This window comes from Cellulomonas sp. P5_C6, assembly GCF_054049635.1.
Window position 1 is genome coordinate 1 of record NZ_JBFULZ010000033.1, and the last position, 21,648, is coordinate 21,648.

General features: G+C 72.6%; 17 protein-coding genes. 11 read left to right on the top strand and 6 right to left on the bottom strand.

Annotation, left to right across the window (positions count from 1 at the left end; all coding sequences use genetic code 11):
• Together ACXJKG_RS05870 and ACXJKG_RS05875 are read left to right on the top strand one after the other, a co-directional pair.
• The coding region (locus ACXJKG_RS05870; protein ID WP_456844813.1) for a glycoside hydrolase family 26 protein at positions 1-1,216 on the top strand (1,216 nt) is incomplete at its 5' end.
• Positions 1,216-2,604 carry a UDP-glucose dehydrogenase family protein gene (locus tag ACXJKG_RS05875; protein ID WP_456844814.1) on the top strand — a complete coding sequence of 463 codons (1,389 nt, stop codon included), beginning with the start codon at positions 1,216-1,218 and terminating at the stop codon, positions 2,602-2,604. The genes ACXJKG_RS05870 and ACXJKG_RS05875, both read left to right, overlap by 1 nt.
• 57 nt (positions 2,605-2,661) lie before the next feature.
• Here ACXJKG_RS05875 and ACXJKG_RS05880 read toward each other — a convergent pair whose 3' ends face one another.
• Together ACXJKG_RS05880 and pgm are read right to left on the bottom strand one after the other, a co-directional pair.
• Positions 2,662-4,242: an MFS transporter gene (locus ACXJKG_RS05880; protein ID WP_456844815.1), complete on the bottom strand. Its 1,581-nt coding sequence runs from the start codon at positions 4,240-4,242 to the stop codon at positions 2,662-2,664.
• Positions 4,243-5,916 carry a phosphoglucomutase (alpha-D-glucose-1,6-bisphosphate-dependent) gene (gene pgm, locus ACXJKG_RS05885; protein WP_456844816.1) on the bottom strand — a complete coding sequence of 558 codons (1,674 nt, stop codon included), beginning with the start codon at positions 5,914-5,916 and terminating at the stop codon, positions 4,243-4,245.
• An 83-nt stretch (positions 5,917-5,999) separates the two neighbouring features.
• On the opposite strand from pgm, the gene ACXJKG_RS05890 reads away from it, so the two are divergent.
• Both ACXJKG_RS05890 and ACXJKG_RS05895 read left to right on the top strand, forming a co-directional pair.
• Positions 6,000-6,824, top strand: coding sequence for a DUF5926 family protein (locus ACXJKG_RS05890; RefSeq protein ID WP_456844817.1), 825 nt, complete (start codon positions 6,000-6,002; stop codon positions 6,822-6,824).
• 48 nt (positions 6,825-6,872) lie between these two features.
• A complete protein-coding gene (locus ACXJKG_RS05895) occupies positions 6,873-7,802 on the top strand; it encodes a glycosyltransferase family 2 protein (protein WP_456844818.1) in 930 nt (309 codons plus the stop codon).
• On the opposite strand, the gene ACXJKG_RS05900 is transcribed toward ACXJKG_RS05895, so the two are convergent.
• Positions 7,765-10,071: a hypothetical protein gene (locus ACXJKG_RS05900; protein WP_456844819.1), complete on the bottom strand. Its 2,307-nt coding sequence runs from the start codon at positions 10,069-10,071 to the stop codon at positions 7,765-7,767. The two genes, ACXJKG_RS05895 and ACXJKG_RS05900, sit on opposite strands and share 38 nt — an antisense overlap.
• Before the next feature lie 90 nt (positions 10,072-10,161).
• On the opposite strand from ACXJKG_RS05900, the gene pheA reads away from it, so the two are divergent.
• Positions 10,162-11,112, top strand: coding sequence for a prephenate dehydratase (gene pheA / locus ACXJKG_RS05905; protein WP_456844820.1), 951 nt, complete (start codon positions 10,162-10,164; stop codon positions 11,110-11,112).
• Positions 11,113-11,115: 3 nt separating this feature from the next.
• Here pheA and ACXJKG_RS05910 read toward each other — a convergent pair whose 3' ends face one another.
• The gene (locus tag ACXJKG_RS05910) at positions 11,116-12,981 is read right to left on the bottom strand and encodes a M48 family metallopeptidase (protein WP_456844821.1); all 1,866 of its coding nucleotides are present in this window, start codon (positions 12,979-12,981) and stop codon (positions 11,116-11,118) included.
• A gap of 146 nt (positions 12,982-13,127) precedes the next feature.
• Positions 13,128-14,288, bottom strand: coding sequence for a diacylglycerol/lipid kinase family protein (locus ACXJKG_RS05915; protein WP_456844822.1), 1,161 nt, complete (start codon positions 14,286-14,288; stop codon positions 13,128-13,130).
• A 183-nt stretch (positions 14,289-14,471) separates the two neighbouring features.
• Between ACXJKG_RS05915 and serS the strand changes: the two genes are divergently transcribed.
• The 6 genes from serS to ACXJKG_RS05945 all read left to right on the top strand — a co-directional run bounded on the left by serS (position 14,472) and on the right by ACXJKG_RS05945 (position 21,036).
• Positions 14,472-15,737: a serine--tRNA ligase gene (gene serS, locus ACXJKG_RS05920; protein WP_456844823.1), complete on the top strand. Its 1,266-nt coding sequence runs from the start codon at positions 14,472-14,474 to the stop codon at positions 15,735-15,737.
• Positions 15,734-16,531, top strand: coding sequence for an HAD family hydrolase (locus tag ACXJKG_RS05925; protein WP_456844824.1), 798 nt, complete (start codon positions 15,734-15,736; stop codon positions 16,529-16,531). Before serS ends, ACXJKG_RS05925 begins: the two co-directional genes overlap by 4 nt.
• A gap of 215 nt (positions 16,532-16,746) precedes the next feature.
• Positions 16,747-18,123: an ABC transporter substrate-binding protein gene (locus ACXJKG_RS05930; protein WP_456844825.1), complete on the top strand. Its 1,377-nt coding sequence runs from the start codon at positions 16,747-16,749 to the stop codon at positions 18,121-18,123.
• 98 nt (positions 18,124-18,221) lie between these two features.
• The gene (locus ACXJKG_RS05935; protein WP_456844826.1) at positions 18,222-19,199 is read left to right on the top strand and encodes a carbohydrate ABC transporter permease; all 978 of its coding nucleotides are present in this window, start codon (positions 18,222-18,224) and stop codon (positions 19,197-19,199) included.
• The gene (locus tag ACXJKG_RS05940; protein ID WP_456844827.1) at positions 19,196-20,131 is read left to right on the top strand and encodes a carbohydrate ABC transporter permease; all 936 of its coding nucleotides are present in this window, start codon (positions 19,196-19,198) and stop codon (positions 20,129-20,131) included. Before ACXJKG_RS05935 ends, ACXJKG_RS05940 begins: the two co-directional genes overlap by 4 nt.
• 35 nt (positions 20,132-20,166) lie before the next feature.
• Positions 20,167-21,036 (top strand): EamA family transporter, encoded by an 870-nt coding sequence (locus ACXJKG_RS05945; protein WP_456844828.1) that lies wholly within the window; start codon positions 20,167-20,169, stop codon positions 21,034-21,036.
• A gap of 10 nt (positions 21,037-21,046) precedes the next feature.
• On the opposite strand, the gene ACXJKG_RS05950 is transcribed toward ACXJKG_RS05945, so the two are convergent.
• Entirely contained in the window at positions 21,047-21,568 is a 522-nt protein-coding gene (locus ACXJKG_RS05950; protein ID WP_456844829.1) for a bacterial proteasome activator family protein, read from the bottom strand.
• Between the last annotated feature and the right edge of the window lie 80 nt (positions 21,569-21,648).

Below are 21,648 nucleotides of genomic sequence, written 5' to 3' on the forward strand. Positions count from 1 at the left end.
GTCGCAGGCCGCGGTGGCGACAGCCCCCGCCGTCGTCGCCAAGCCGACCGCGCCACCTCTGTCGGAGCTGCTCGCGCCGACCAAGCGCCAGTTCGGCCTCTACACGCCGCAGTCGCCGTTCAACTGGGCGGAGCTCGACAACGTCAGCTCGACCGTCGGCGTCGCGCCCACGATCGCCGGCTACTTCCAGGGCTGGGACGGACCGTTCCGGCCGGACGCGGTCACGCGCGCCTGGCAGAAGGGCATGCTCCCGCTGCTCACCTGGGAGTCCCGCCCGCTCAAGGCGGCGAACGACCAGGCGGTCGACCCGAACTATTCGCTACCCACGATCATCGGCGGGCAGTACGACGACTACCTGCACCAGTACGCCAAGGACATCGTCAGCCTGGGCCTGCCCATGGCCATCCGCCTCGACCACGAGATGAACGGCAGCTGGTACCCGTGGGGCGAGCGGGCGTGGGGCGGCAACTCGCTCAACGGGAACGGCAAGGGCGACTACGTGACGATGTGGCGCCACGTGCACGACATCTTCCAGGCGGAGGGCGCCAACCAGTACGTCATCTGGGTCTGGGCGCCGAACATCGTCAACGCCCTGCCGGACTGGGCCAAGAACTCGTCCTGGTACATGCGCAGCCTGTACCCCGGCGACGACTACGTGGACTGGGTGGGCCTGTCGGGCTACTACCGGCCCCCGTTCAAGTCCGACCAGACGCCCACGTTCTCGTACACCTACGACACGTCTCTGAACCAGCTGCGGTCGATCACGAAGAAACCGATCCTCCTCGCGGAGATCGGCGCCTCCGAGGTGGGCGGCCAGAAGCCCAGGTGGGTCGCCGACCTGTTCGCCGCCCTGACCAAGCCGGAGAACGCCGACGTCATCGGGTTCGCGTGGTTCAACCACACGGTCACGACGATCTCCGGCGGCCAGCGCGTCACCAACGACTGGCGCATCACGTCCCGCCGCGACTCGCAGCAGGCGTTCATCGACGGCATCCACAACCCGGCGGCGGGCTTCGTCGACGGACCGGTGGCCGCGACGACGCTCGCCGCGCCGGCCCCGCCGGTGGTGACGCCGGAACCGACCCCGACGCCGGCGCCGACACCCGAACCGACCCCGACACCGACACCGGAACCGGAACCCACACCCACGACGACCCCCGAGCCCACGCCGACCCCCGAGCCCACCCCGAGCCCGACGACCACCCAGGAGCCGTGATGAAGACACCCCGTGTCGACGCCCTCGACACCCCCGTCCGTCGCCCGTTCGACCCCGCCGGCCCCGCGCCGCGGATCGCCGTCCTCGGCACCGGCTACCTCGGCGCCACCCACGCGGTCGCCATGGCCCAGCTGGGCATGGAGGTGGTGGGCGTCGACACCGACCCGCACAAGGTCGAGATGCTCGCCGCCGGCAAGGTCCCGTTCTACGAGCCCGGGCTGCCCGAGCTCCTCGCCGAGCAGATGGCCACGGGTCGGCTCCGGTTCACCACGGACGTGGCCGAGGCGGTGGGCTGGGCGGACGTGCACTTCGTCTGCGTCGGCACCCCGCAGTCCAAGACGAGCCACGCCGCGGACCTGCGGTACGTGGAGGCGGCGACGACGGCCATCGCGCGGCACCTGACCCACGACGGGCTCATCGTCGGCAAGTCGACGGTGCCCGTCGGCACGGCCGCCCGGCTCCGCACGCTGGTGGACCGCGAGGCGCCGTCGGGCGTGCGGGCCGAGCTCGTCTGGAACCCGGAGTTCCTGCGGGAGGGCAAGGCGGTCGCCGACACGCTGCACCCCGACCGGATCGTCCTGGGCGGCACGTCGCCCGAGGCGGAGGCGCTCCTGCGGAAGGTCTACTCCGGTCCCATCGCCGAGGGGTCGCCGGTGGTCGTCTGCGACCTGCCGACCGCGGAGCTGGTCAAGGTCAGCGCCAACGCGTTCCTGGCCACGAAGATCTCGTTCATCAACGCGATCTCGGGCGTCTGCGAGGCGGCCGGGGCCGACGTCACGGTGCTGGCCGACGCCCTCGGGCACGACATCCGCATCGGGCGGCAGTTCCTCGACGCCGGCCTCGGGTTCGGCGGCGGGTGCCTGCCCAAGGACATCCGCGCCCTGATGTACCGGGCCAACGAGCTCGGGGCCGGCCGGGCGGCGGCGCTGCTCCAGCAGGTCGACGAGATCAACATGGGTCAGCGCGAACGCGTCATCGACCTCGCCGTGCAGGCCTGCGGCGGCTCGGTGCTCAACCGGCGGGTCGGCGTGCTCGGCGCCGCGTTCAAGCCGCACACCGACGACGTCCGGGACTCCCCGGCGCTCAACGTGGCGGCGGCCCTGCACCTGCGGGGCGCCCAGGTCACCGTCTACGACCCGCAGGCGGGCGACACCGCTCGGTCGATGTTCCCGACGCTCGGCTACGCGACCAGCGTGGAGGAGGCCGTCGAGGGCACCGACGTGATTCTCGTGCTGACCGAGTGGGACGAGTTCCTCCAGGCGGACCCGTCGCACCTCGCCACGCTCGCCCACCAGCCGGCCGTCATCGACGCGCGCGGCAAGCTCGACGCGGGCCGGTGGCGCGCGGCGGGGTGGACGTTCACCGGGCTGGGCCGCGCGGCGGCCTGAGCAGACACACCGACGGCCCCGGGGTCGGACCCCGGGGCCGTCGGCCTGACCTCAGCCTCAGCCCAGCGCCACGCCCTCGATCGCGGCGTTCGGCTGCGGGTCGGGCAGGCGCCGCATCCGGAAGCCGTTGACCAGCCCGACCAGGCCGGCGAGCAGCGGGACCAGCAGCGCGATCTGGAGGGCGCGCGGCCGGACCTCGGTGTTGATGCGCAGGATCTCGGCCTGCACGTCGGCCGGCYGGCCCACCAGGACCTCCTCGAGCTGGGTGTTGCTCATCAGCTGCGCGTCGTCCTCCAGCGCGGTGGCGACCTGCGTCTGCTCGTCGGGCGAGAGGACCGTGCTCGCGTCGGACTGCGTCGTGAACCCCAGCGACAGCGCGGCGAGCAGGAGGCCGCCGGCGAACGCGAGCCCGAACGACAGGCCGAACGAGCCCGACGCCGAGTTGACGCCCGCGGCCTCGCTGACCCGCTCCTCGTCGATGGGCGACAGCGTGTAGTTGTTCAGCTGCGACACCAGGAGCCCGAGGCCGGACCCGATGATGATCAGCGGGACCACCAGGTACCAGCCGGACGTCGCCCGCGGCACCACCGGGATCAGCACCAGGACGCCGACGACGACCAGCGCGAAGCCGACCAGCACGATGTCCGCCGGCCGGCGCCGGCCCGAGCGCTTCCCGGCCAGCAGGGCCAGGGCGAACATGCTCAGGGACAGCGGGGCCAGCGACAGGCCCGCCGACATCGCGTCGTACTCGAGGACCATCTGCAGGAAGATCGGCAGCGTGATCATCGCGGCCCCGAGCGTGATCTGCTGGAGCATCTGCTGGGAGACGCCGACGCGGAAGAGCGGCAGCCGGAACAGGTCGGGGTCGAGCAGCACGGGCTTGCCCGCGCGCTTGCGGCGCACGAGCCAGCGGACCAGCAGCCCGAGGGCGACGGCGCCGACGGCGATCAGGGCGCCGACGGCCTCGCCGCCCTCCTGCCACACGAGGATGCCGAGGACGATGCCGCCCATCGCGAGCGCGGACAGGATGGCGCCGACGACGTCGATCGAGCGGTCGCCGGTGTAGGCCACGTCCTTGACCAGCCTGATGCCGCTGAGCACCACCACGATGATCAGCGCCTCGAGCCCGAAGGCCACGCGCCACGACAGGTAGGTGGTGATGAAGCCGCCGAGCAGGGGACCGACCGCCGCCGCGATCGAGGCGGACGCCCCGACCAGCGCGTAGACCCGCACCTGCGCTCCGCCGGTGAAGTTGCCGTGGATCAGCGACTGCATCGAGGGCAGCAGGAGCGACGCGCCCAGCCCGCCGATGATCGCCCAGAAGATGATCACCGCCGTCAGGCTCTGCGCCAGCATCATCGCGACCGCGCCGGTGGCGTACCCGAGCAGCCCCAGCACGTAGGCGCGCTTGCGGCCGATCAGGTCACCGACCTTGCTGCCGATGAGGATGAACGCGGCGGACACCAGGGCCTCGAGCGCGATCGCGGACTGCACGCCGCTCACCGTCGTGTCCAGGTCGGAGACGACCGCGGAGATCGACACGTTCATGAAGGACGTGTCGACCACGAGGACGAACATCGCCATCGCGAGCAGGAGCGCGAGGCGACGGTCCAGCGGCGGCGCGGTCGGCGTCGACATCTATGCCCCCAGGGCTGCGGAGACGACGTCCTTCGCCTCTGCCTGCACCTGGGCCAGGTGCTCGGCGGACACGAACGACTCGGCGTAGATCTTGTAGACGTCCTCGGTGCCGGACGGCCGGGCGGCGAACCAGGCGTTCTGCGTGGTGACCTTGAGGCCGCCGATCGCCGCGTCGTTGCCGGGCGCGTTGGTCAGCTTCGCGGTGATCTGTTCGCCGGCCAGGGTGGTGGCGGTGACCTGCTCGGGCGTGAGCCTCGACAGCGTCGCCTTCTCCTCGCGGGAGGCCGCGGCGTCGACCCGGGCGTACCAGGACTCCCCGAACTCGGCGACGAGCTCCTGGTGGTGGACCGACGGCGACCTGCCGGTGGTCGCCAGGATCTCCGAGGCCAGCAGCGCGGGGAGCATGCCGTCCTTGTCGGTGGTCCACACGGTGCCGTCCTTGCGCAGGAACGACGCCCCCGCCGACTCCTCGCCGCCGAACCCGACCGACCCGTCCACCAGGCCCGGCACGAACCACTTGAACCCGACCGGCACCTCCAGCAGCCGCCGGCCCAGCTTCCCGGCCACCCGGTCGATGAGGCTGGACGAGACGAGGGTCTTGCCGATGGCGGTGTCGGCCGGCCAGCCCCGGCGCGCGCCGCCGTACAGGTAGGAGATGGCGACCGCGAGGTAGTGGTTCGGGTTCATCAGCCCGTCCGGGGTCACGATGCCGTGCCGGTCCGAGTCGGCGTCGTTGCCCGTCGCGATGTCGAACGGCGCCGGGTCCCCGGCCATCCGGGCCACCAGGGACGCCATCGCGTACGGCGACGAGCAGTCCATGCGGATCTTGCCGTCCCAGTCGAGCGTCATGAACCCCCACTGCGGGTCCACCGTCGGGTTCACCACGGTCAGGTCCAGCCCGTAGTACTCGCCGATCTCGCCCCAGTACTCGACCGACGCGCCGCCCAGCGGGTCCGCGCCGATGCGGACGCCGGACGCGCGGATGGCGTCGACGTCGATGACGTTGGCCAGGTCCGCGACGTAGGAGGACAGGTAGTCGTGCTTGAGGGTGGTGTCCGCCGCCAGCGCGGCCTCGGCGCTCACGCGCGGCACGCTCTTCCAGCCGGTGGCGAGGATCTCGTTGGCGCGGTCGGCGATCCAGCCGGTGGCCTCCGACCCCGCGGGGCCGCCGTGCGGCGGGTTGTACTTGAAGCCGCCGTCGCGGGGCGGGTTGTGCGACGGGGTCACGACGATGCCGTCGGCGAGGCCCGGCCCCTGCGTGCGGACGCCCTCCGAGCTGCCGGCGCCGTTGTGCCGCAGGATCGCGTGCGAGACGCCGGGCGTCGGGGTCCACGAGTCGCGGGCGTCCACGTGCACCTCGACGTCCGCCGCCGCCAGCACCTCGAGCGCCGAGCGCCAGGCCGGGTCGGACAGCGCGTGCGTGTCCCGGCCGATGAACAGCGGGCCGTCGGTGCCCTGGGAGCGGCGGTACTCGACGATCGCGGCGGTGATGGCGACGATGTGCGCCTCGTTGAACGCGGTGTCGAGGGCCGACCCGCGGTGTCCGCTGGTGCCGAACACCACCCGCTGCGCGGGGTCGTCGAGGTCGGGTTCGCGGTCGTAGTACGCGCCGGTCAGGGCGTCGAGATCGACGAGGTCGGACGGTTGGGCGGGTGTTCCGGCACGCGGGTCCATGTCGCGATCCTCCCTTAACGCCCGGTACGAAGCGAGCCCCTCCCCGGCTGGTTGCCCTGGTGGGGACCGGTAACCTTTCCCGCATGGCCAAGAACTCGTCCGACTTCGTGCTGCGCCCGTTCGAGGGGCTCCCCGGTGAGCCCGACTGGGTCGCCCTCAAGGAGCTGGTCCCGGCCGCGACCGCGACGGCCCGGACCACCAAGGAGCACGGAGCGCGCGAGGTGCTGATCACCACGGTGCTTCCGACCAGCTGGCCCGCGCTGCACCGCGCCGACGGCGTCGTCCTCCTGGCCCTGCAGACCACCAGCAGCTCCAACGACGTCAGCCGCGACCTCGCGCACGCGCTGCTCGAGGCCCTCGAGGTCGAGGCCGGTACCGCCGTCGAGACCATCGGCCTGCCCGAGCCGGGCCCGCGCCTGCAGGACGTGCTCGACCTGTCGGTGCCGTTCGAGGTCACCGTGCAGGACTCGTTCGGGTACTGGCTGGCCCCGGACACCGAGCGCACGCCGGACCTGCAGGCCGCGATCGAGGAGGCCGACGGCGGCATCATCGACACGGTCAAGCTCGAGTCCGCCGACGCCGCGTACTGGTGCCGGATGGGTGCCCGCGAGTTCCTGCGCTGGGCCCAGCCGCACGAGGAGCAGGTCGTCCTCGACGGCCTCGCCCGCCTCCACGCCACGCGTGAGTCCGGGTTCGAGGGCGCCAAGTTCGTCGGCTACTTCCGCTCCGCCGGCCTGGTGGTCCCGGTGTGGGAGCTGGCGAAGGGCTCGGAGGCGGAGGACATCGAGAAGCCGGTCGCCGACTTCCTGCCCCGGTTCACGGCCGCGCTCCAGGACACCGCGCCGCTCGACGCCAACGAGCGCCGCGCGCGCGCCGGCCTGGTGGCCCGCCAGGTCACCCTGCGCTGACCCGTCCACGGACGGGCGGGACGGGTGCGGGTCGATAGGGTGGCGGACGTGATGCGCAAGGGCGGCAAGGCCGCCGACGACCAGGCGGAGTCCGCCGCACCCGTCGACACCTCGCAGCCCCCGGCGGACGCCGCGCAGGCTGCTGGGCAGGCTGCCGTGAAGGCTCCGAACGACGCCCGCAAGGCGGCGACCGACGAGCGCAAGGCGGCCGTCCACAAGGCCCGCCAGCGCGTCGCGGTGATCATCCCCGCCAAGGACGAGTCCCGGCGCATCGCCGCCACCGTCCGCTCGGCCCGCGCCATCCCGCACGTGGACCTGGTCCTCGTGGTCGACGACGGCTCCGAGGACAACACCCAGCACGTGGCCCGCGAGGCCGGCGCCGTGGTGGTCCGCCACTCGCACAACCGCGGCAAGGCGGCGGCGATGGAGACGGGCGCGGCGGTGGTCGCCATGCGCGACGCCCCCGACCGGCAGCCCCGCATCCTGCTGTTCATCGACGGCGACCTGGGCGAGACCGCGGTCAACACGGCCCCGCTGGTGCCGCCCGTGTACGAGGGGCACGCCGACCTGTCCATCGCCCTGATCCCGCCGCAGCCCGGCGCGGGCGGCCGGGGGATCGTCGTCGGCGCGGCCCGTCGGGCCATCGTGTCGATGACCGGCTGGACCCCGACGCAGCCGCTGTCCGGCATGCGGTGCCTGACCCGCGAGGCCTTCGAGGCGGCGACGCCGCTGGCCCACGGGTGGGGCGTGGAGACGGGCATGACCATCGACCTGCTGCGCCGCGGCTTCCGCGTCGTCGAGGTGCCCTGCGACCTCAAGCACCGACCGTCCGGCTCGGACCTCAAGGGGCAGATGCACCGCGCTGCGCAGTACCGGGACGTCCAGCTCGCGGTGAACGCCCGCCGGGTGCGCCGCGCCGCCGGCGCCGTGAAGCGGACCGTCACACCGGCGCAGAAACCGCCTCAGACTCACCGCTAGCCGGTTCGTCGAGCTCCCCGTCGGGCGCCCCGAGCCGCCACTGCGCGGCCGCCGCGACCAGGCACGGGACCGCGACGGCGATGCCCGTGGCCGGCACGACGATGCCCGAGTCGTTCATGAGGAACCCGACGGCCAGCGCCGCGCCGATCGCCGCGACCGCCGGACGCAGGAGCGGGACCGCGCGCTGCAGGCCGGCCATCGAGCTGCCGGTCCCCATGAGCGCCCCGCGGCGGGGCCGGCCGCCGGCGATGACGAGCCAGGTCAGCAGCACGCCGCCGATGGCGAGCACGAGGTAGCGCCAGGACGTCAGGACGCGCAGGTTCACGGCGATCTTCCGGCCGACCACGTCCCACAGCCCGCCGTCGAGCACGGTCGCGAAGAACCGGCCGAGGTGGGTGCGGGCGTCGGGCGGGCGCATCCAGTCGAGCACCGCGAAGCCGCCGACGACCACGACGCCGACCAGGACGATGAGCCCGAGCCACTTCCAGCTGACCTTGCGGCCGCTGACCACGATGGTGAGCATCGCGAACGCGAGGATCAGCGCGGGCGGCCCGCCGAAGTCGCTGCCCAGCCCGGGCGCGCCGTCCACGACCACGAGCAGCAGCCCCAGACCGGYGACGGCGGCGGTGGCCAGCCCGCGGCGGCCGCGGCGCAGCAGCGGGTCCGCGATCGCGACCGCGAGCAGCAGCCCCGCCGCGGTGAGCAGCGCGAACGCCTGGTTGCTCATGCCGTAGAACCGCGCCGCGAGCACCCGGTGGGCGCCCATGGGGGAGTCGATGACCAGCGTGGAGCCGGTGCAGGCGTCGACCACCAGCACCAGGACCGTCACGCCCGCGACGACGCCCGCCGGCCCGAGCAGGTTGCGCCGCCAGGGCCCCACAAGCGACACCACCGTGATCAGCGCGATCCAGCCGAGCAGCACCCACCAGAACGTGGTGACCGGCATGTCCGAGCGCCACCACGGGACCAGGTTGGTGAGGAACGACGCCACCGGCGCGGCGGCCAGGGCCAGCGCGGCGACCCGCAGCACGCGCAGGGCCGGTCGCAGCGGCGTCCGGTCGGAGCGGCCCTTGCGGGTCAGGATGATCGCCGCCGCGATGAACAGGACGGCCTGGACGAGGACCAGCCGCGTCGAGTACGCCCCGGCCACGCGCGTGATCATCGTCGCGTGCCGCTGGATGTCGAGCAGGCGGTCCACCCGGGCCGTCGCGGCGGCGGTCGACGGGCCGGGCAGGATCTCGGACCCGCTGAACGTCGCGGCGCTGTCGTCGAGCCCGATGCCGGACAGCAGGGTCGGCGTGACGTCGACCGACTGGATCAGCCCGGCCTGGCGGGTCGAGCCCGAGGTCAGCAGGCTCTGGGAGTACTCGGCGCCGTCGGGTGCGCGCCCGGTCGCAGCGCCGAGCTGCAGGACCGTGCGGCCGGAGTCGGCGAGCGAGACGACGAGGACGGTCGCACCCGAGCGCTGGGCCCCCGCGATCGCGGCGCCGATGCGGTCGTCGATCGCCTGGGCCTGCAGCGCCCGCGACGGCTCGATGATCGCGTCGGGGGTCGAGACCTCCGGCTGCGTCGGCTCGTCCACCTGGTCGCCGGGTTCGGTCGCGGCGGGCGCGGGGGTGTCGGGCCGGTCCGCGGTGGCGTACCCCGGGTCGCGCAGGGAGCCGGCGTCGATGACCACCAGCTGCGAGGTGTCGAGGGCGTCGCGCACGGCGCGGGTGATGCCGAGGTTGCTGGTGGGCAGGACCTGGTGGGTGCCGACGGGGATGCCCTGCTCGTCGGCCAGCGCGATCGCGGCGCCGGGCCCGATGCCCGCCACCGCGGAGCCGGCGTCGGCCAGCATGTTCCCCAGGAGCCCCGGGACCGCGCCGTACGACTCGGCGTCGGCGGCGGCCACGTAGTCGTCCCAGCCGGGCACCTGCCCGCTCTCGCCGGGCTCGCGCAGGGTGCGGCAGGTGCCGTCGTCGGTGCGCACGTCGGCGGCGCGGGTACCCGTCGAGACCGCGAGCCAGCCGTCGGCAGGGCAGGAGCGGGAGGCGACGCTGCGGGCGGCGACCAGGCCGACCGACCCCTCGCGGGACATGCTCCACAGCGCGGGCGTCGTGAGGGTGGTGACGTCGTCCCAACGGACCCCGGTGACCCCGATCAGCAGGACCGGCGGCTCGTCGGCAGCCTGCGCGGGAGCCGCCAGGAGCAGGCCCGCCATGCTCAGCAGGAGAGCGAGCACCGCGCCGCGAAGCAGGGACGCGCGCGGGCGGGCAGGGGTCAGCACCGTTCCAGCCTACGGGCGCACTACCCTCGACCCCGGCGGCGCTGCGGGGTATCCGTGCAGCGTGCACATCATCTGCACGGGAGGAACGCCATGTCGAAGGCGCTACCGCGGTACGCCTACCTGGGTCCGGCCGGCACGTTCACCGAGGCCGCGCTGCGCCAGGTGGTCGCGGTCGACGAGTGCGTGGACCTCCCGGTGTCGGACGTGGCGTCGGCCATCGAGGCGGTCCGCACAGGCGACGCGGACTTCGCCGTGGTCGCCATCGAGAGCACGGTCGAGGGCGGCGTCACCGCGACCCTCGACAGCCTGGCCGGGGGCGACCCGCTGGTGATCCTGCGCGAGATGCTCGTGCCGGTGCAGTTCACGCTGGCGGCCGCGCCCGGGGTGCGGCTCGCGGACGTCGAGCGCATCTCCGCCCACCCGCACGCCTGGGTGCAGTGCCGGCGCTGGCTCGCGCACCACCTGCCGAACGTCGTGCACGTGCCGGCCACGTCCAACACGGCTCCGGCCGCTCTCATCGCCACCGGCGACGGCCGCGACCTCGGGTTCGACGCCGCCCTCGTCCCGCCCGCCGCCGTCGAGTCCTACGGCCTCGTCCCGCTGGCGCAGGACGTCGCGGACAACGTGTCGGCGCAGACCCGGTTCGTCGTCGTCGGCCACCCCGGGGACGTGCCGCCGCCCACCGGCGCGGACAAGACCACCCTGGTGGTGCACCTGCCCGACAACGAGGCCGGGGCGCTGCTCGCCATGCTCGAGCAGTTCGCGGTCCGCGGCGTGAACCTGTCCCGGATCGAGTCGCGGCCCATCGGCGACTCGCTCGGGCGGTACTCGTTCTCGCTGGACGCCGAGGGGCACATCACCGACGAGCGCGTCGGCGAGGCCGTCATGGGCCTGCACCGGCGCTGCCCGTACGTCCGGTTCCTCGGGTCCTACCCGCGGGCGGACGCGGTCGAGCCGACCGTGCACGTGGGGACGGCGGACGGCGACTTCGTGGGCGCGCGCGGGTGGCTGCAGGCCGTCCGCGGCGGGACCGCGACCTGACCGTCAGGCGTCCGCGGGCGACTCGTCCGGCGCGTACGCCAGCAGGTGCGCGACCAGCAGGTCGCCGCTGTCCTTCGCCAGCCGCTCCCCGCTCCACGCCTCGCTGATCGACACGGTCCGCCCGTCGTGGAGCGTGAGCTCGGCGCGCACGGGGATCTGCTTGAGGATGCGGGCGACCGCGATCTCCTCGTACGCGAGGAAGCGGTGGTACGACGCGAGCTGCACCACCGAGCCCGACTGCAGCAGCCCGAGCAGCCGCTGCTTGCCGAGCTCGTCCTTCTTGGGCGTCGGCACGAGGATCAGACCGTTGTCGAGGACCAGCACGTCGTGCTTCTTCCCGTCGACCTTGACGCTGGCCAGGCCGCCGACCACGTCACCGCCGTGCGCCGTGGCGGCCTCGTTGACCTGACCGGTGGACTCGACGTCCACCCCCAGCTCGACCAGCCGCGCGCGGGCCTCCGGCACGGACCCCGGGCTCAGCGCGAGCGTGACCACCGGGTCGACGTCGAGCACCTCGCCGTCCGCGCCGACCAGCTCGGCCGGCCCGCTCCACGAGTGGCGCCACCGGGCGACCCCCGCCTGCACGGCCGCCTGGCTGATCAGCATGTCCATCACGACGGCCAGGGGGTCGGCGTCCTGCCCCTCCTCCGGGTGGATCCCCAGGTCCTTCTCCCAGGCGGCGCGCCGGCCGGACGCGACCAGGTCGAGCACCGTGCCGAGGTTCGCGCGGGGCTGCCCGGCCACGCGCGCGGCAGCGCGGTAGAAGATGTCGACGGTCCGCTGCCGCGTGAGCACGAGGGAGGTCGCGGTGAGCTCCTCCCAGTCCAGCTGCGTGCGGCCCTCGACGTCGACCACGCTCGCGGCCAGGGCCGTCGCGGCGTCGTCGAAACCGGGGACCAGCACCGTCGCGGGACGTGTGTCGCGGGCCGGCGCCGGGTCGGTCATCCGGTCCATCGCGGCCACGCGCACGGCGATGGACGGGTGGCTGTCCCAGCGCGACTGCTCGGCCGGCGGCGCGTCGGAGCGCATCTCGGCCAGCTCGCCCGCGCGGGCGCCGACCAGCCGGCCGAAGCCCCCGAAAAACCCCTGCGCGGTCGGCGCGTAGCCGGACTCCCAGGCGTCCTCGAGGTACTGGCTCAGGTAGAACGACCAGGCGGCGTCGGCCACCGGCAGCTCCCGCAGCGCGCTCTGCGCGGTCGCCCGGCCCGCGATCTGCACGGAGAGACGGTCCGCCTCGAGCTCCTGGCGGCGGTTCACGGCGGCGGCGACCATGACGTAGAGCCGGGCGTAGAGGGCGAGGAACCAGCCGACCAGGTTGCCGGACAGCTGGTCGAGGGTCGCGCCGATCGCCTGCTTGCCGCGGTAGGTGATCGCGCCGAGCCGCGTGTGGCTGTTCGAGTAGTGACCCAGCTCGTGCGCCAGCACCGACCGCAGCTGGCCCACGTCGAGCGTCTGCAGCAGCGGGACCCCGAGGTAGAGGTGCCGGGCGCCGCCGACGAGGCCGAGCAGGCGGGTGTCCTCGGAGACGGCCGCGTTGACGTCGGCGATGAGGCGGATGTCGTCGGGCACCCGGGTGTCGGCGGCCGCGGCGAGCTCGCGGACCGTGTCCCACAGCGCGGGGGCGTCCGCGGGCGTGAGCGGCGGGCCGTCGTCGGCCGTCGGACGGGCGCGGGCGACCTTCCAGAGCGCGACGACGATCGCCACCGCGACGGCGGCGGCGAGGAACCCGAGCTTGGCCGCGGCGGCCTCGGCGTCCGACTGGAACGCCCACCACGCCAGCGCCCCCATGCCGACGACGACCGCCAGCGCGACGACGTAGAAGCCGACCAGCAGGAGCACGGCGAGCGCGGCCCGCAGGGTGGTGGTCATGGGGGTCCTCCCGGTGCGGGCGGCGCGGTCGCCCACCCTCGTTCGGCCGGGAGCGTAGCGGCCCCGCGCGCCGGTCCACCAACGCGCGTCCGGGTTGCCCTCGAACGGGCGTTCCGCAGGCCCGGATCCGCGCGATCCTGCGGATCTCAGCCGAGCGGCACCCGCACCACCAGGGCCGCGTGGTCCACGCGGGCCGACAGCTCGGTGACCCGGCCGACGATGTCGCCGTCCACCTGCACGTGCTCGCCGCCCTGCACCACCACGCGGACCTCCTGCGCACGCGTGTGGTCGATCCGGCCGATCTTGGCGGGGAGGTCGTTGCGCATCCCGGCGCCCTGCAGCATCACCTCGCCGAACAGCTGCGCCCAGCCCGCGATGCCGCCGCGGGTGTCGATCGCCGCGACGTCCAGCCACCCGTCGTCCAGCACCGCGTCCGGGAGCAGCGTGATCCCGCCGGGCAGCTTGCCGCAGTTGCCGATGAGCAGGCTGCGCAGCCGGGTCGTGGTCATCGGCTGGTCGTCGAGCCGGACGTGCATGCGGGTGCGGCGGCCGTGCAGGTGCCGCATGCCCGACACGAAGTACGCGATCCAGCCGACCCGGCGCTTGAGCTGCTCGTCGGTGTCGGCCACCATCGCGGCGTCGAACCCGAGCCCGGCGATGACCAGGAAGATGTGGTCGCGCTGCAGGCCCTCCTCGTCGGCGAGGTCGTCGACCGCGTCCGTGACGGCGTCGTCGACGTCGGACTCCCAGCGCAGGACCCGCAGCCAGCCGACGTCGATGGTCCGGTCCCGGCCCTCCAGCGCGATCCGCATGGCGGCCAGCGGGTCGCTCAGCGGCAGGTCGAGGTTGCGGGCCAGCAGGTTGCCCGTGCCCAGCGGCATCAGGCCCATGGGCACGCCGGTGCCGACCAGACCCTCGGCCACCGCCCGCACGGTCCCGTCGCCGCCGATCGCGACCACGACGTCGGCACCGTCCGCCACCGCCTTGCGCGTCTGCCCGACGCCGGGGTCCGCGATCGTCGTCTCGTACCAGAGCGGCTCGGGGTACCCCTGGGTCTCGCGGGCACGGAAGACCGCCGCCCGCAGCGCGGGGACGTCGGACTTGCTGGGGTTGGCGACGAAGGCCACGACCTGCCCGGTCTCCTGCACGTCGCGCGAGAGCCGGAGCGCGCGGGCGCTCGTGCCGGCGCTCGGGGACTCGATCCGCCGCCGCAGCTCGCGCTGACGGATCCAGAGGATGAGGACCAGCAGGAGCGCGGCGAGCGCGGCGATGCCTGCGCTCACGGCGACCCACGCCTCCCACGTCATGCGGAGAATCTACGGGTCGCGCCCCCGAGCGCTCCGAGCCCGCCCGACCCGAGAACGTCATGTCGGCGCGAGAACGGCAGTTCACGGTGACGTTCTCGCGCTGAATTGACGTTCTCGAGCGCGGGCGCGGCGGCCGTCGGACCTCGGTGCGAGCGCCGCCGCGCGGGTCTGTAGGGTTCTTGGGTGATCGATCTGCGGCTCCTGCGGGAGGACCCCGACCTCGTCCGGGCGAGCCAGGTGGCGCGCGGGGACGACCCCCACCTCGTCGACCAGGTGCTCGATGCCGACGCCCGGCGACGCTCGGCGCTGACCGAGTTCGAGACGCTGCGGGCCGAGCAGAAGTCCCTGGGCAAGCTGGTGGCGAAGGCGCAGGGCGACGAGAAGCACGCGCTGCTGACCCGCGGCAAGCATCTCGCCGACCAGGTCAAGGCGCTGCAGGCCGACGCCGATGCCGCCGAGACGGTCGCCACCGAGCTGAGCCGCCGCATCTCCAACGTCGTCGAGGACGGCGTGCCCGCCGGCGGCGAGGACGACTACGTCGTGCTCAAGCACGTCGGGCAGGCGCGCGACTTCGACTTCCCGGTCAAGGACCACCTCGAGCTGGGCGAGGGCCTCGCGGCGATCGACACCGAGCGGGGCGCCAAGGTCTCCGGCGCGCGGTTCTACTACCTCATGGGCATCGGCGCCCGCCTCGAGCTGGCCCTGCTCAACGCCGCCGTCGACAAGGCCCTGAGCGCCGGCTTCACGCCCGTCATCACGCCCACGCTGGTCAAGCCCGAGATCATGGCCGGCACCGGCTTCCTCGGCGCCCACGCCGACGAGATCTACCACCTGCCCGCCGACGACCTGTACCTCGTCGGCACCAGCGAGGTCGCGCTCGCGGGCTACCACTCGGGCGAGATCCTCGACCTGTCCAGGGGCCCCAAGCGCTACGCCGGCTGGTCGGCCTGCTACCGGCGCGAGGCCGGCTCGTACGGCAAGGACACCCGCGGGATCATCCGCGTGCACCAGTTCCACAAGGTCGAGGCGTTCACCTACACGACGATCGAGGACGCCTACGACGAGCACCGCCGCATCCTCGCGTGGGAGGAGGAGATGCTCGCCCTGGCCGAGCTGCCGTACCGCGTGATCGACACGGCCGCGGGCGACCTCGGCTCCAGCGCCGCCCGCAAGTTCGACTGCGAGGCGTGGCTGCCCAGCCAGCAGCGCTACCTCGAGCTCACCTCGACCTCCAACTGCACGACGTTCCAGGCCCGCCGCCTGGGCGTCCGCGAGCGCACCGCCGACGGGTCGATGCGGCCGGTGGCCACGCTCAACGGCACGCTGGCCACCACGCGCTGGATCGTGGCGCTGCTGGAGAACCACCAGCAGGCCGACGGGTCGGTCCGGGTGCCCGAGGGGCTGCGCCCGTACCTGGGCGGCCTCGAGGTGCTGGAGCCCGTGCGATGACGCGCTGCCGGCTCGTCGCGCTCGACGTCGACGGGACCCTCATGTCCTACGACGGCGTGATCTCCGACGAGGTCCGGCACGCGGTCCGGGCGGTCCGGGACGCCGGGCTGYACGTGGTGCTGGCGACCGGCCGCGGGGTCCACTCCGCCGCGCCGGTGGCCCGGGACCTGGGCCTGACCGAGGGATGGGTCGTCTGCTCCAACGGCGCGGTGACGGCGCGCCTCGATCCCGCCATGGAGCACGGGTACGAGATCGTCCGCGTGGTCACGTTCGACCCCGGACCGGCCCTGCGGGCGATCGCCATGGAGCTGCCCGACGCCCTGTACGCCGTCGAGGACCTCGGTCTCGGCTTCCGGGTGTCGGCCGACTTCCCCGACGGCGAGCTGTCCGGCGACCTCGAGGTGGTGTCCTGGGAGGAGCTCACGTCGACGCCCGCCACGCGCGTCGTCATCCGGAGCCCCGACAGCACGCCCGAGCTGTTCCACGAGCTGGTCGAGCGCGTCGGCCTGCACGAGGTCGAGTACGCGGTCGGCTGGTCGGCGTGGCTCGACCTGACCCCCGGGGGAGTGTCCAAGGCCAGCGCGCTGGAGGAGGTCCGCCAGCACCTCGGCGTCCAGCCGCACGCGACCGTCGCGATCGGCGACGGCGGCAACGATGTGCAGATGCTGCGCTGGGCCGCCCGCGGGGTCGCGATGGGCCACGCGCCGGAGTCGGTGCGCGCCGCGGCCGACGAGGTCACCGGCGGCATCGAGGACGACGGCGCGCTCGCCATCCTGCACAGCCTGCTCGTCTGACCCGCAACGCCCCCGACCGGCCCATCTCGTCCGTTTCGGGCCCGATTCCGGGTGATTTCGACCGTGTGCGTGCGCTGTGGTCGAGCCGTGACTGAATCGTGACCGGATTGCCCGGTCTCTGAGGTTGCGCCCGTCTTGCGTAACGGCTTGCATCGCTTGCAAGGGCGCCGGGATTCCTCCTGCGCCCGACCGGTACATGACGACGTGGAGGTCTCATGAACGGCACGCGCAAGCGTCGCGGGTATGTGGCAGCAGCAGCAGCGAGCGCGGGCATCGCCCTCGCGCTGACGGCCTGTTCGAGCGGGGACGACGGGGGCGGCGGCGGAGGCAGCACGGACAGTGCATCGTCCGACTGCGCGATCTACGACTCCTACGGCGACCTGTCGGGCAAGACGGTCTCGATCTACGCGGGCATCACCACCCCCGAGGACAAGCCGTACACCGACTCCTTCAAGGCCTTCGAGGACTGCACGGGCGTCAAGGTCGACTACCAGGCCGACAAGAGCTTCGAGCAGCAGATCCTGGTGCAGGCGCAGGCGAAGAACACGCCGGACATCGCGATCGTCCCGCAGCCCGGCCTGCTGGCCCAGCTGGTGGCCACGGGCACGGTCGTCGCCGCGCCGAAGGCCGTCGCGGACAACGTCGACAAGTTCTGGGACCCGTCCTGGAAGGACTACGGCTCGGTCGACGGCACGTTCTACGCGGCCCCCTCGGGCGCGAGCGTGAAGTCGCTGGTCTGGTACTCGCCGAAGCAGTTCAAGGACAACGGCTGGGAGATCCCGACCACGCTGGACGAGCTCCAGCAGCTCTCCGACGACATCGCGGCGACCGGCATCAAGCCGTGGTGCGCCGGCATCGCGTCGGGTGACGCGACCGGCTGGCCGATCACGGACTGGATGGAGGACATGATGCTCCGGGTCGCCAGCCCGGAGTCCTTCGACAAGTGGGTCTCGCACGAGGAGGCGTTCAACTCGGCCGACCCGACCAAGGCGCTCGACGCCGTGGGCGACTACCTGAAGAACGACAAGTACGTGAACGGCGGCTTCGGCGACGTCACGTCCATCGCGAGCACGGCGTTCCAGGACGGCGGCCTGCCGATCCTCGACGGCCAGTGCGCGCTGCACCGCCAGGCGTCGTTCTACGCGGCCAACTGGCCCGAGGGCACCAAGGTGGCCGAGGACGGCGACGTCTTCGCGTTCTACCTGCCGGGCGAGTCGGCCGACGACCACCCGGTGCTCGGCGCCGGCGAGTTCGTGACCGCGTTCAGCGACCGTCCCGAGGTGCAGGCGCTCCAGACCTTCTGGTCGACGGACGCCTGGGCCAACATCAAGGCGAAGGCCAGCTCGGACGACACCGGCGGTGGCTGGGTCTCCGCCAACAAGGGGCTCGACACCGCGAACCTGGTGAACCCCATCGACCTGCTGTCCGCCAAGATCCTGCAGGACCCGAACACGGTGTTCCGCTTCGACGGCTCGGACCGCATGCCGGCCGCCGCGAACAACGCGTTCTGGAAGGAAGCGACCAACTGGATCACGGGGCAGTCGACGAAGGACACGCTCGACAAGATCGAGGCCGCCTGGCCGACGTCCTGACGTGAGTCCGGTCCCCGGGGAGTCGTCCGCGGCTCCCCGGGGACCGACCTGCACAGCGTCAGTGCCACCGTCGCCACTCGTCCCTGTCCGGAGGTCCGATGCAGCTCGCCGACAAGCTCGGAACCATGGTGATCGCGCTGCTCGCGTTCACCCTCGTGATCGGTCTGATCCTGTTCGTCGTCGCGCTCCTGGAGAAGCGGGGGGCCAAGCGGGTCGCCTGGTTCTTCGTGGGGCCGACGATCCTGCTCCTGCTGATCGGGCTGGTGTACCCCGCGGTCCGCACGGTCATCCGCTCGTTCTTCGACGCCGCCGGCAAGGCCTTCATCGGCGTCGACAACTACACGGCGATCTTCACGAACCCCGACCAGCTGGTCGTCCTGCGCAACACCGTGCTCTGGGTCCTCGTGGCGCCGTTCGTCGCGACGGCCGTCGGTCTCCTGTACGCCATCATCGTCGACGGCGCCAAGGGCGAGGCCGTGGCCAAGTCCCTGATCTTCCTGCCCATCGCCATCTCGTTCGTCGGGGCGTCGATCATCTGGAAGTTCGTCTACGAGTACCGGTTCTACGACCCGACGCTCAAGGTCAACCCCCAGCAGATCGGCCTGCTCAACCAGATCATCGTGTGGCTGGGCGGCACACCCCAGCAGTTCCTCATCAACCAGCCGTGGAACAACCTGTTCCTCATCGTCGTGATGATCTGGATCCAGGCCGGGTTCGCCATGACCATCCTGTCCGCGGCGATCAAGGCGATCCCGCAGGACATGGTGGAGGCGGCACGGCTCGACGGGGTGTCGTCCTGGGGGATGTTCCGGTTCATCACCATCCCGACCATCCGGCCCACGCTCGTGGTCGTCCTCACCACGATCGCCATCGGCAGCCTCAAGGTCTTCGACATCGTCCGGACCATGACCGGCGGTCAGTTCGGCACCAGCGTCGTGGCCAACGAGTTCTTCACGCAGAGCTTCAGCGCGGGCAACCAGGGGCTCGGTGCCGCGCTCGCGGTCCTCCTGTTCATCCTGGTCATCCCGATCATCGTCTACAACATCCGGCACATCCGGGCATCGGAGGCACGATGAGCGCCGTCGGACCCCAGCTGGACCTCAGCGGGGTGAAGGGAGGAGTCGACGACCAGGTCGGCGACGTCCGCGGTGTCGCCGAGGCGACCAAGAAGCGGCTGACGTCACCCTGGGCCTCGCTCGCCGCGGTGGTGCTCGCGTTCGTGTGGACCGTGCCCACCCTCGGGCTGTTCATCAGCTCGTTCCGGCCGGCCGCGGACATCAACAAGTCGGGCTGGTGGACGGCCTTCAGCGACCCGAACTTCACGCTCGAGAACTACCAGACGGTGCTGTCGTCCGACAGCTCGTCGTCGCTCGCGCCGTACATCGTCAACTCGCTCGTCATCACGATCCCGGCCGTGCTCATCCCGCTGCTCATCGCGTCCCTGGCGGCGTACGGGTTCGCGTGGATGGACTTCAAGTTCAAGAACGTGCTGTTCGTCGCGGTGTTCGCGCTGCAGATCGTGCCCATCCAGGTCACGCTCATCCCGCTGCTGACCATCTACGCGGACATCAACATCGCGGGCACGTTCTGGGCGATCTGGCTCTCGCACACCATGTTCGCCCTGCCGCTCGCGGTGTTCCTGCTGCACAACTTCATGAAGGAGATCCCCGCCGAGCTGATCGAGGCGGCCCGCGTCGACGGCGCCGGGCACGTGACGATCTTCTTCCGGCTGATGCTGCCGATCCTCAAGCCCGCGCTCGCGGCGTTCGGCATCTTCCAGTTCCTGTGGGTGTGGAACGACCTGCTCGTCGCCCTGACGTTCGCCGGGTCGTCCCAGGCGGTCGCGCCGATGACCGTCGCGCTCTACAACCTCACGGGGCAGCGCGGCACGCAGTGGTACCTGCTGACCGCCGGGGCGTTCGTGTCGATCATCATCCCGGTGATCGTCTTCCTCAGCCTCCAGCGGTACTTCGTCCGCGGGCTGCTGGCGGGGTCGGTCAAGGGGTAGGCCTGGTGCGGGCGCGGCTGTCCTAGCCTGAGGCCGTGCCCGCACCCCTCCTGTTCGTCGTCTCCGGGCTGACGCAGTACCTGGGTGCGGCACTCGCGGTCGGCATCTTCGACACCGTCGCGCCCGCCACCGTGGCGTGGCTGCGGGTCGCGGTGGCCGCGGTCGTCCTGCTGGTCTGGCGACGGCCCTGGCGGGCCCGGGCCCTGTGGACCTGGCCCGAGCTGCGCACCGCCGTCGTGTTCGGCGTCGTCCTCGCCGTGATGAACGTGGCCTTCTACATCGCCATCGACCACCTGCCGCTGGGCACGGCCGTGGCCATCGAGTTCCTCGGGCCCGTGGCGGTGGCCGCCGCCACCGGGCACGGCTGGCGGGACCGTGTCGGCATCGCGATCGCCGCGGTCGGCGTGGTGCTGCTGGCGGGGGTGAGCCTCGACGCCGGGCCCGACGCCGTGATCGGGCTGGTCGCGATCCTCGTCGCGGCGGCCTGCTGGGCGGCGTACATCCTGCTGGGCCGCCGCGTGGCCCGGGCCGCGTCCGGCGGGATCACCGGCCTGTCGGTCGCCATGGCCGCCGGCGCGGTCGTGCTCGGGCCGTTCCTGGCCGGTGGCGCCGGGCCGGTGCTGCACGACGCCCGGCTCGCCGCCCTCGTCGTCGCGATCGCCGTGTGCTCGTCGGTGATCCCCTACGCGCTCGAGCAGGTCGTGCTGCGCCGGGTGCGCGCCGCGACCTTCGCGGTGCTGCTGGCGATGCTCCCCGCGACCGCCGCGGTGGTCGGCGCGGTCCTGCTGCAGCAGGTGCCGCACGGGCTCGAGGTGGTCGGGCTGCTGCTGGTGTCCGGCGCGATCCTGCTCACCGGGCTGGAGCGCGAGGAGCCCGCCACCGACGAGGCGCCGCCGCCGGCGTAGGGCCCTCGGGCTACAGGTACTGCCCGGTCGACGGGTCGCGGCCGTCCGCCTGCAGGCCCGGCATCGGTCCGGCCGGGAGCTGGCGGCGCGTGCCGGGCAGCTGGGCCTGCGCGGCCATCTGCTGGGCGACGAGCGCGGTCTGGATGCCGTGGAACAACCCCTCGAGCCACCCGACCAGCTGGGCCTGCGCGATCCGGAGCTCGGCGTCGGACGGCGCCTGGTCCTCCACGAACGGCAGCGTGATCCGGTGCAGCTCCGCGACCAGCTCGGGGGACAGGCCCTCCTCGAGCTCGTGCAGCGACCGCTCGTGGATCTCCGCCAGGCGGGCGCGGGCGGCGTCGTCCAGCGGCGCGCTGCGCACCTCGTCGAGCAGCTGCTTGATCATCGTGCCGATCCGCATGACCTTGGCGGGCTGCTCGACCATAGACGTGATGTCCTCGGGGGCGTCGTCGTCCGGCGGATCCACGATCACCACGCGAGGCGTGTCGTCCTGCGGGGCGTCCTGCGGGGCGTCCTGCGCGTTGTCGGTCACCCGGGCATTCTGACCGACTCGCACGCACCGCGCAGCGGCTCGCGTCCACCAATCTGCGCCCGGCCTCGTCGCTAGGGTGG

What these genes read in the sequence shown, in the direction of transcription:
- ACXJKG_RS05875 (WP_456844814.1), top strand. Translation starts at nt 1,216, where the DNA reads ATGAAGACACCCCGTGTCGACGCCCTCGACACCCCCGTCCGTCGCCCG.
- pgm (WP_456844816.1), bottom strand. Translation starts at nt 5,916, where the DNA reads ATGGACCCGCGTGCCGGAACACCCGCCCAACCGTCCGACCTCGTCGAT.
- ACXJKG_RS05890 (WP_456844817.1), top strand. Translation starts at nt 6,000, where the DNA reads ATGGCCAAGAACTCGTCCGACTTCGTGCTGCGCCCGTTCGAGGGGCTC.
- pheA (WP_456844820.1), top strand. Translation starts at nt 10,162, where the DNA reads ATGTCGAAGGCGCTACCGCGGTACGCCTACCTGGGTCCGGCCGGCACG.
- ACXJKG_RS05910 (WP_456844821.1), bottom strand. Translation starts at nt 12,981, where the DNA reads ATGACCACCACCCTGCGGGCCGCGCTCGCCGTGCTCCTGCTGGTCGGC.
- ACXJKG_RS05915 (WP_456844822.1), bottom strand. Translation starts at nt 14,288, where the DNA reads ATGACGTGGGAGGCGTGGGTCGCCGTGAGCGCAGGCATCGCCGCGCTC.
- ACXJKG_RS05930 (WP_456844825.1), top strand. Translation starts at nt 16,747, where the DNA reads ATGAACGGCACGCGCAAGCGTCGCGGGTATGTGGCAGCAGCAGCAGCG.
- ACXJKG_RS05935 (WP_456844826.1), top strand. Translation starts at nt 18,222, where the DNA reads ATGCAGCTCGCCGACAAGCTCGGAACCATGGTGATCGCGCTGCTCGCG.
- ACXJKG_RS05940 (WP_456844827.1), top strand. Translation starts at nt 19,196, where the DNA reads ATGAGCGCCGTCGGACCCCAGCTGGACCTCAGCGGGGTGAAGGGAGGA.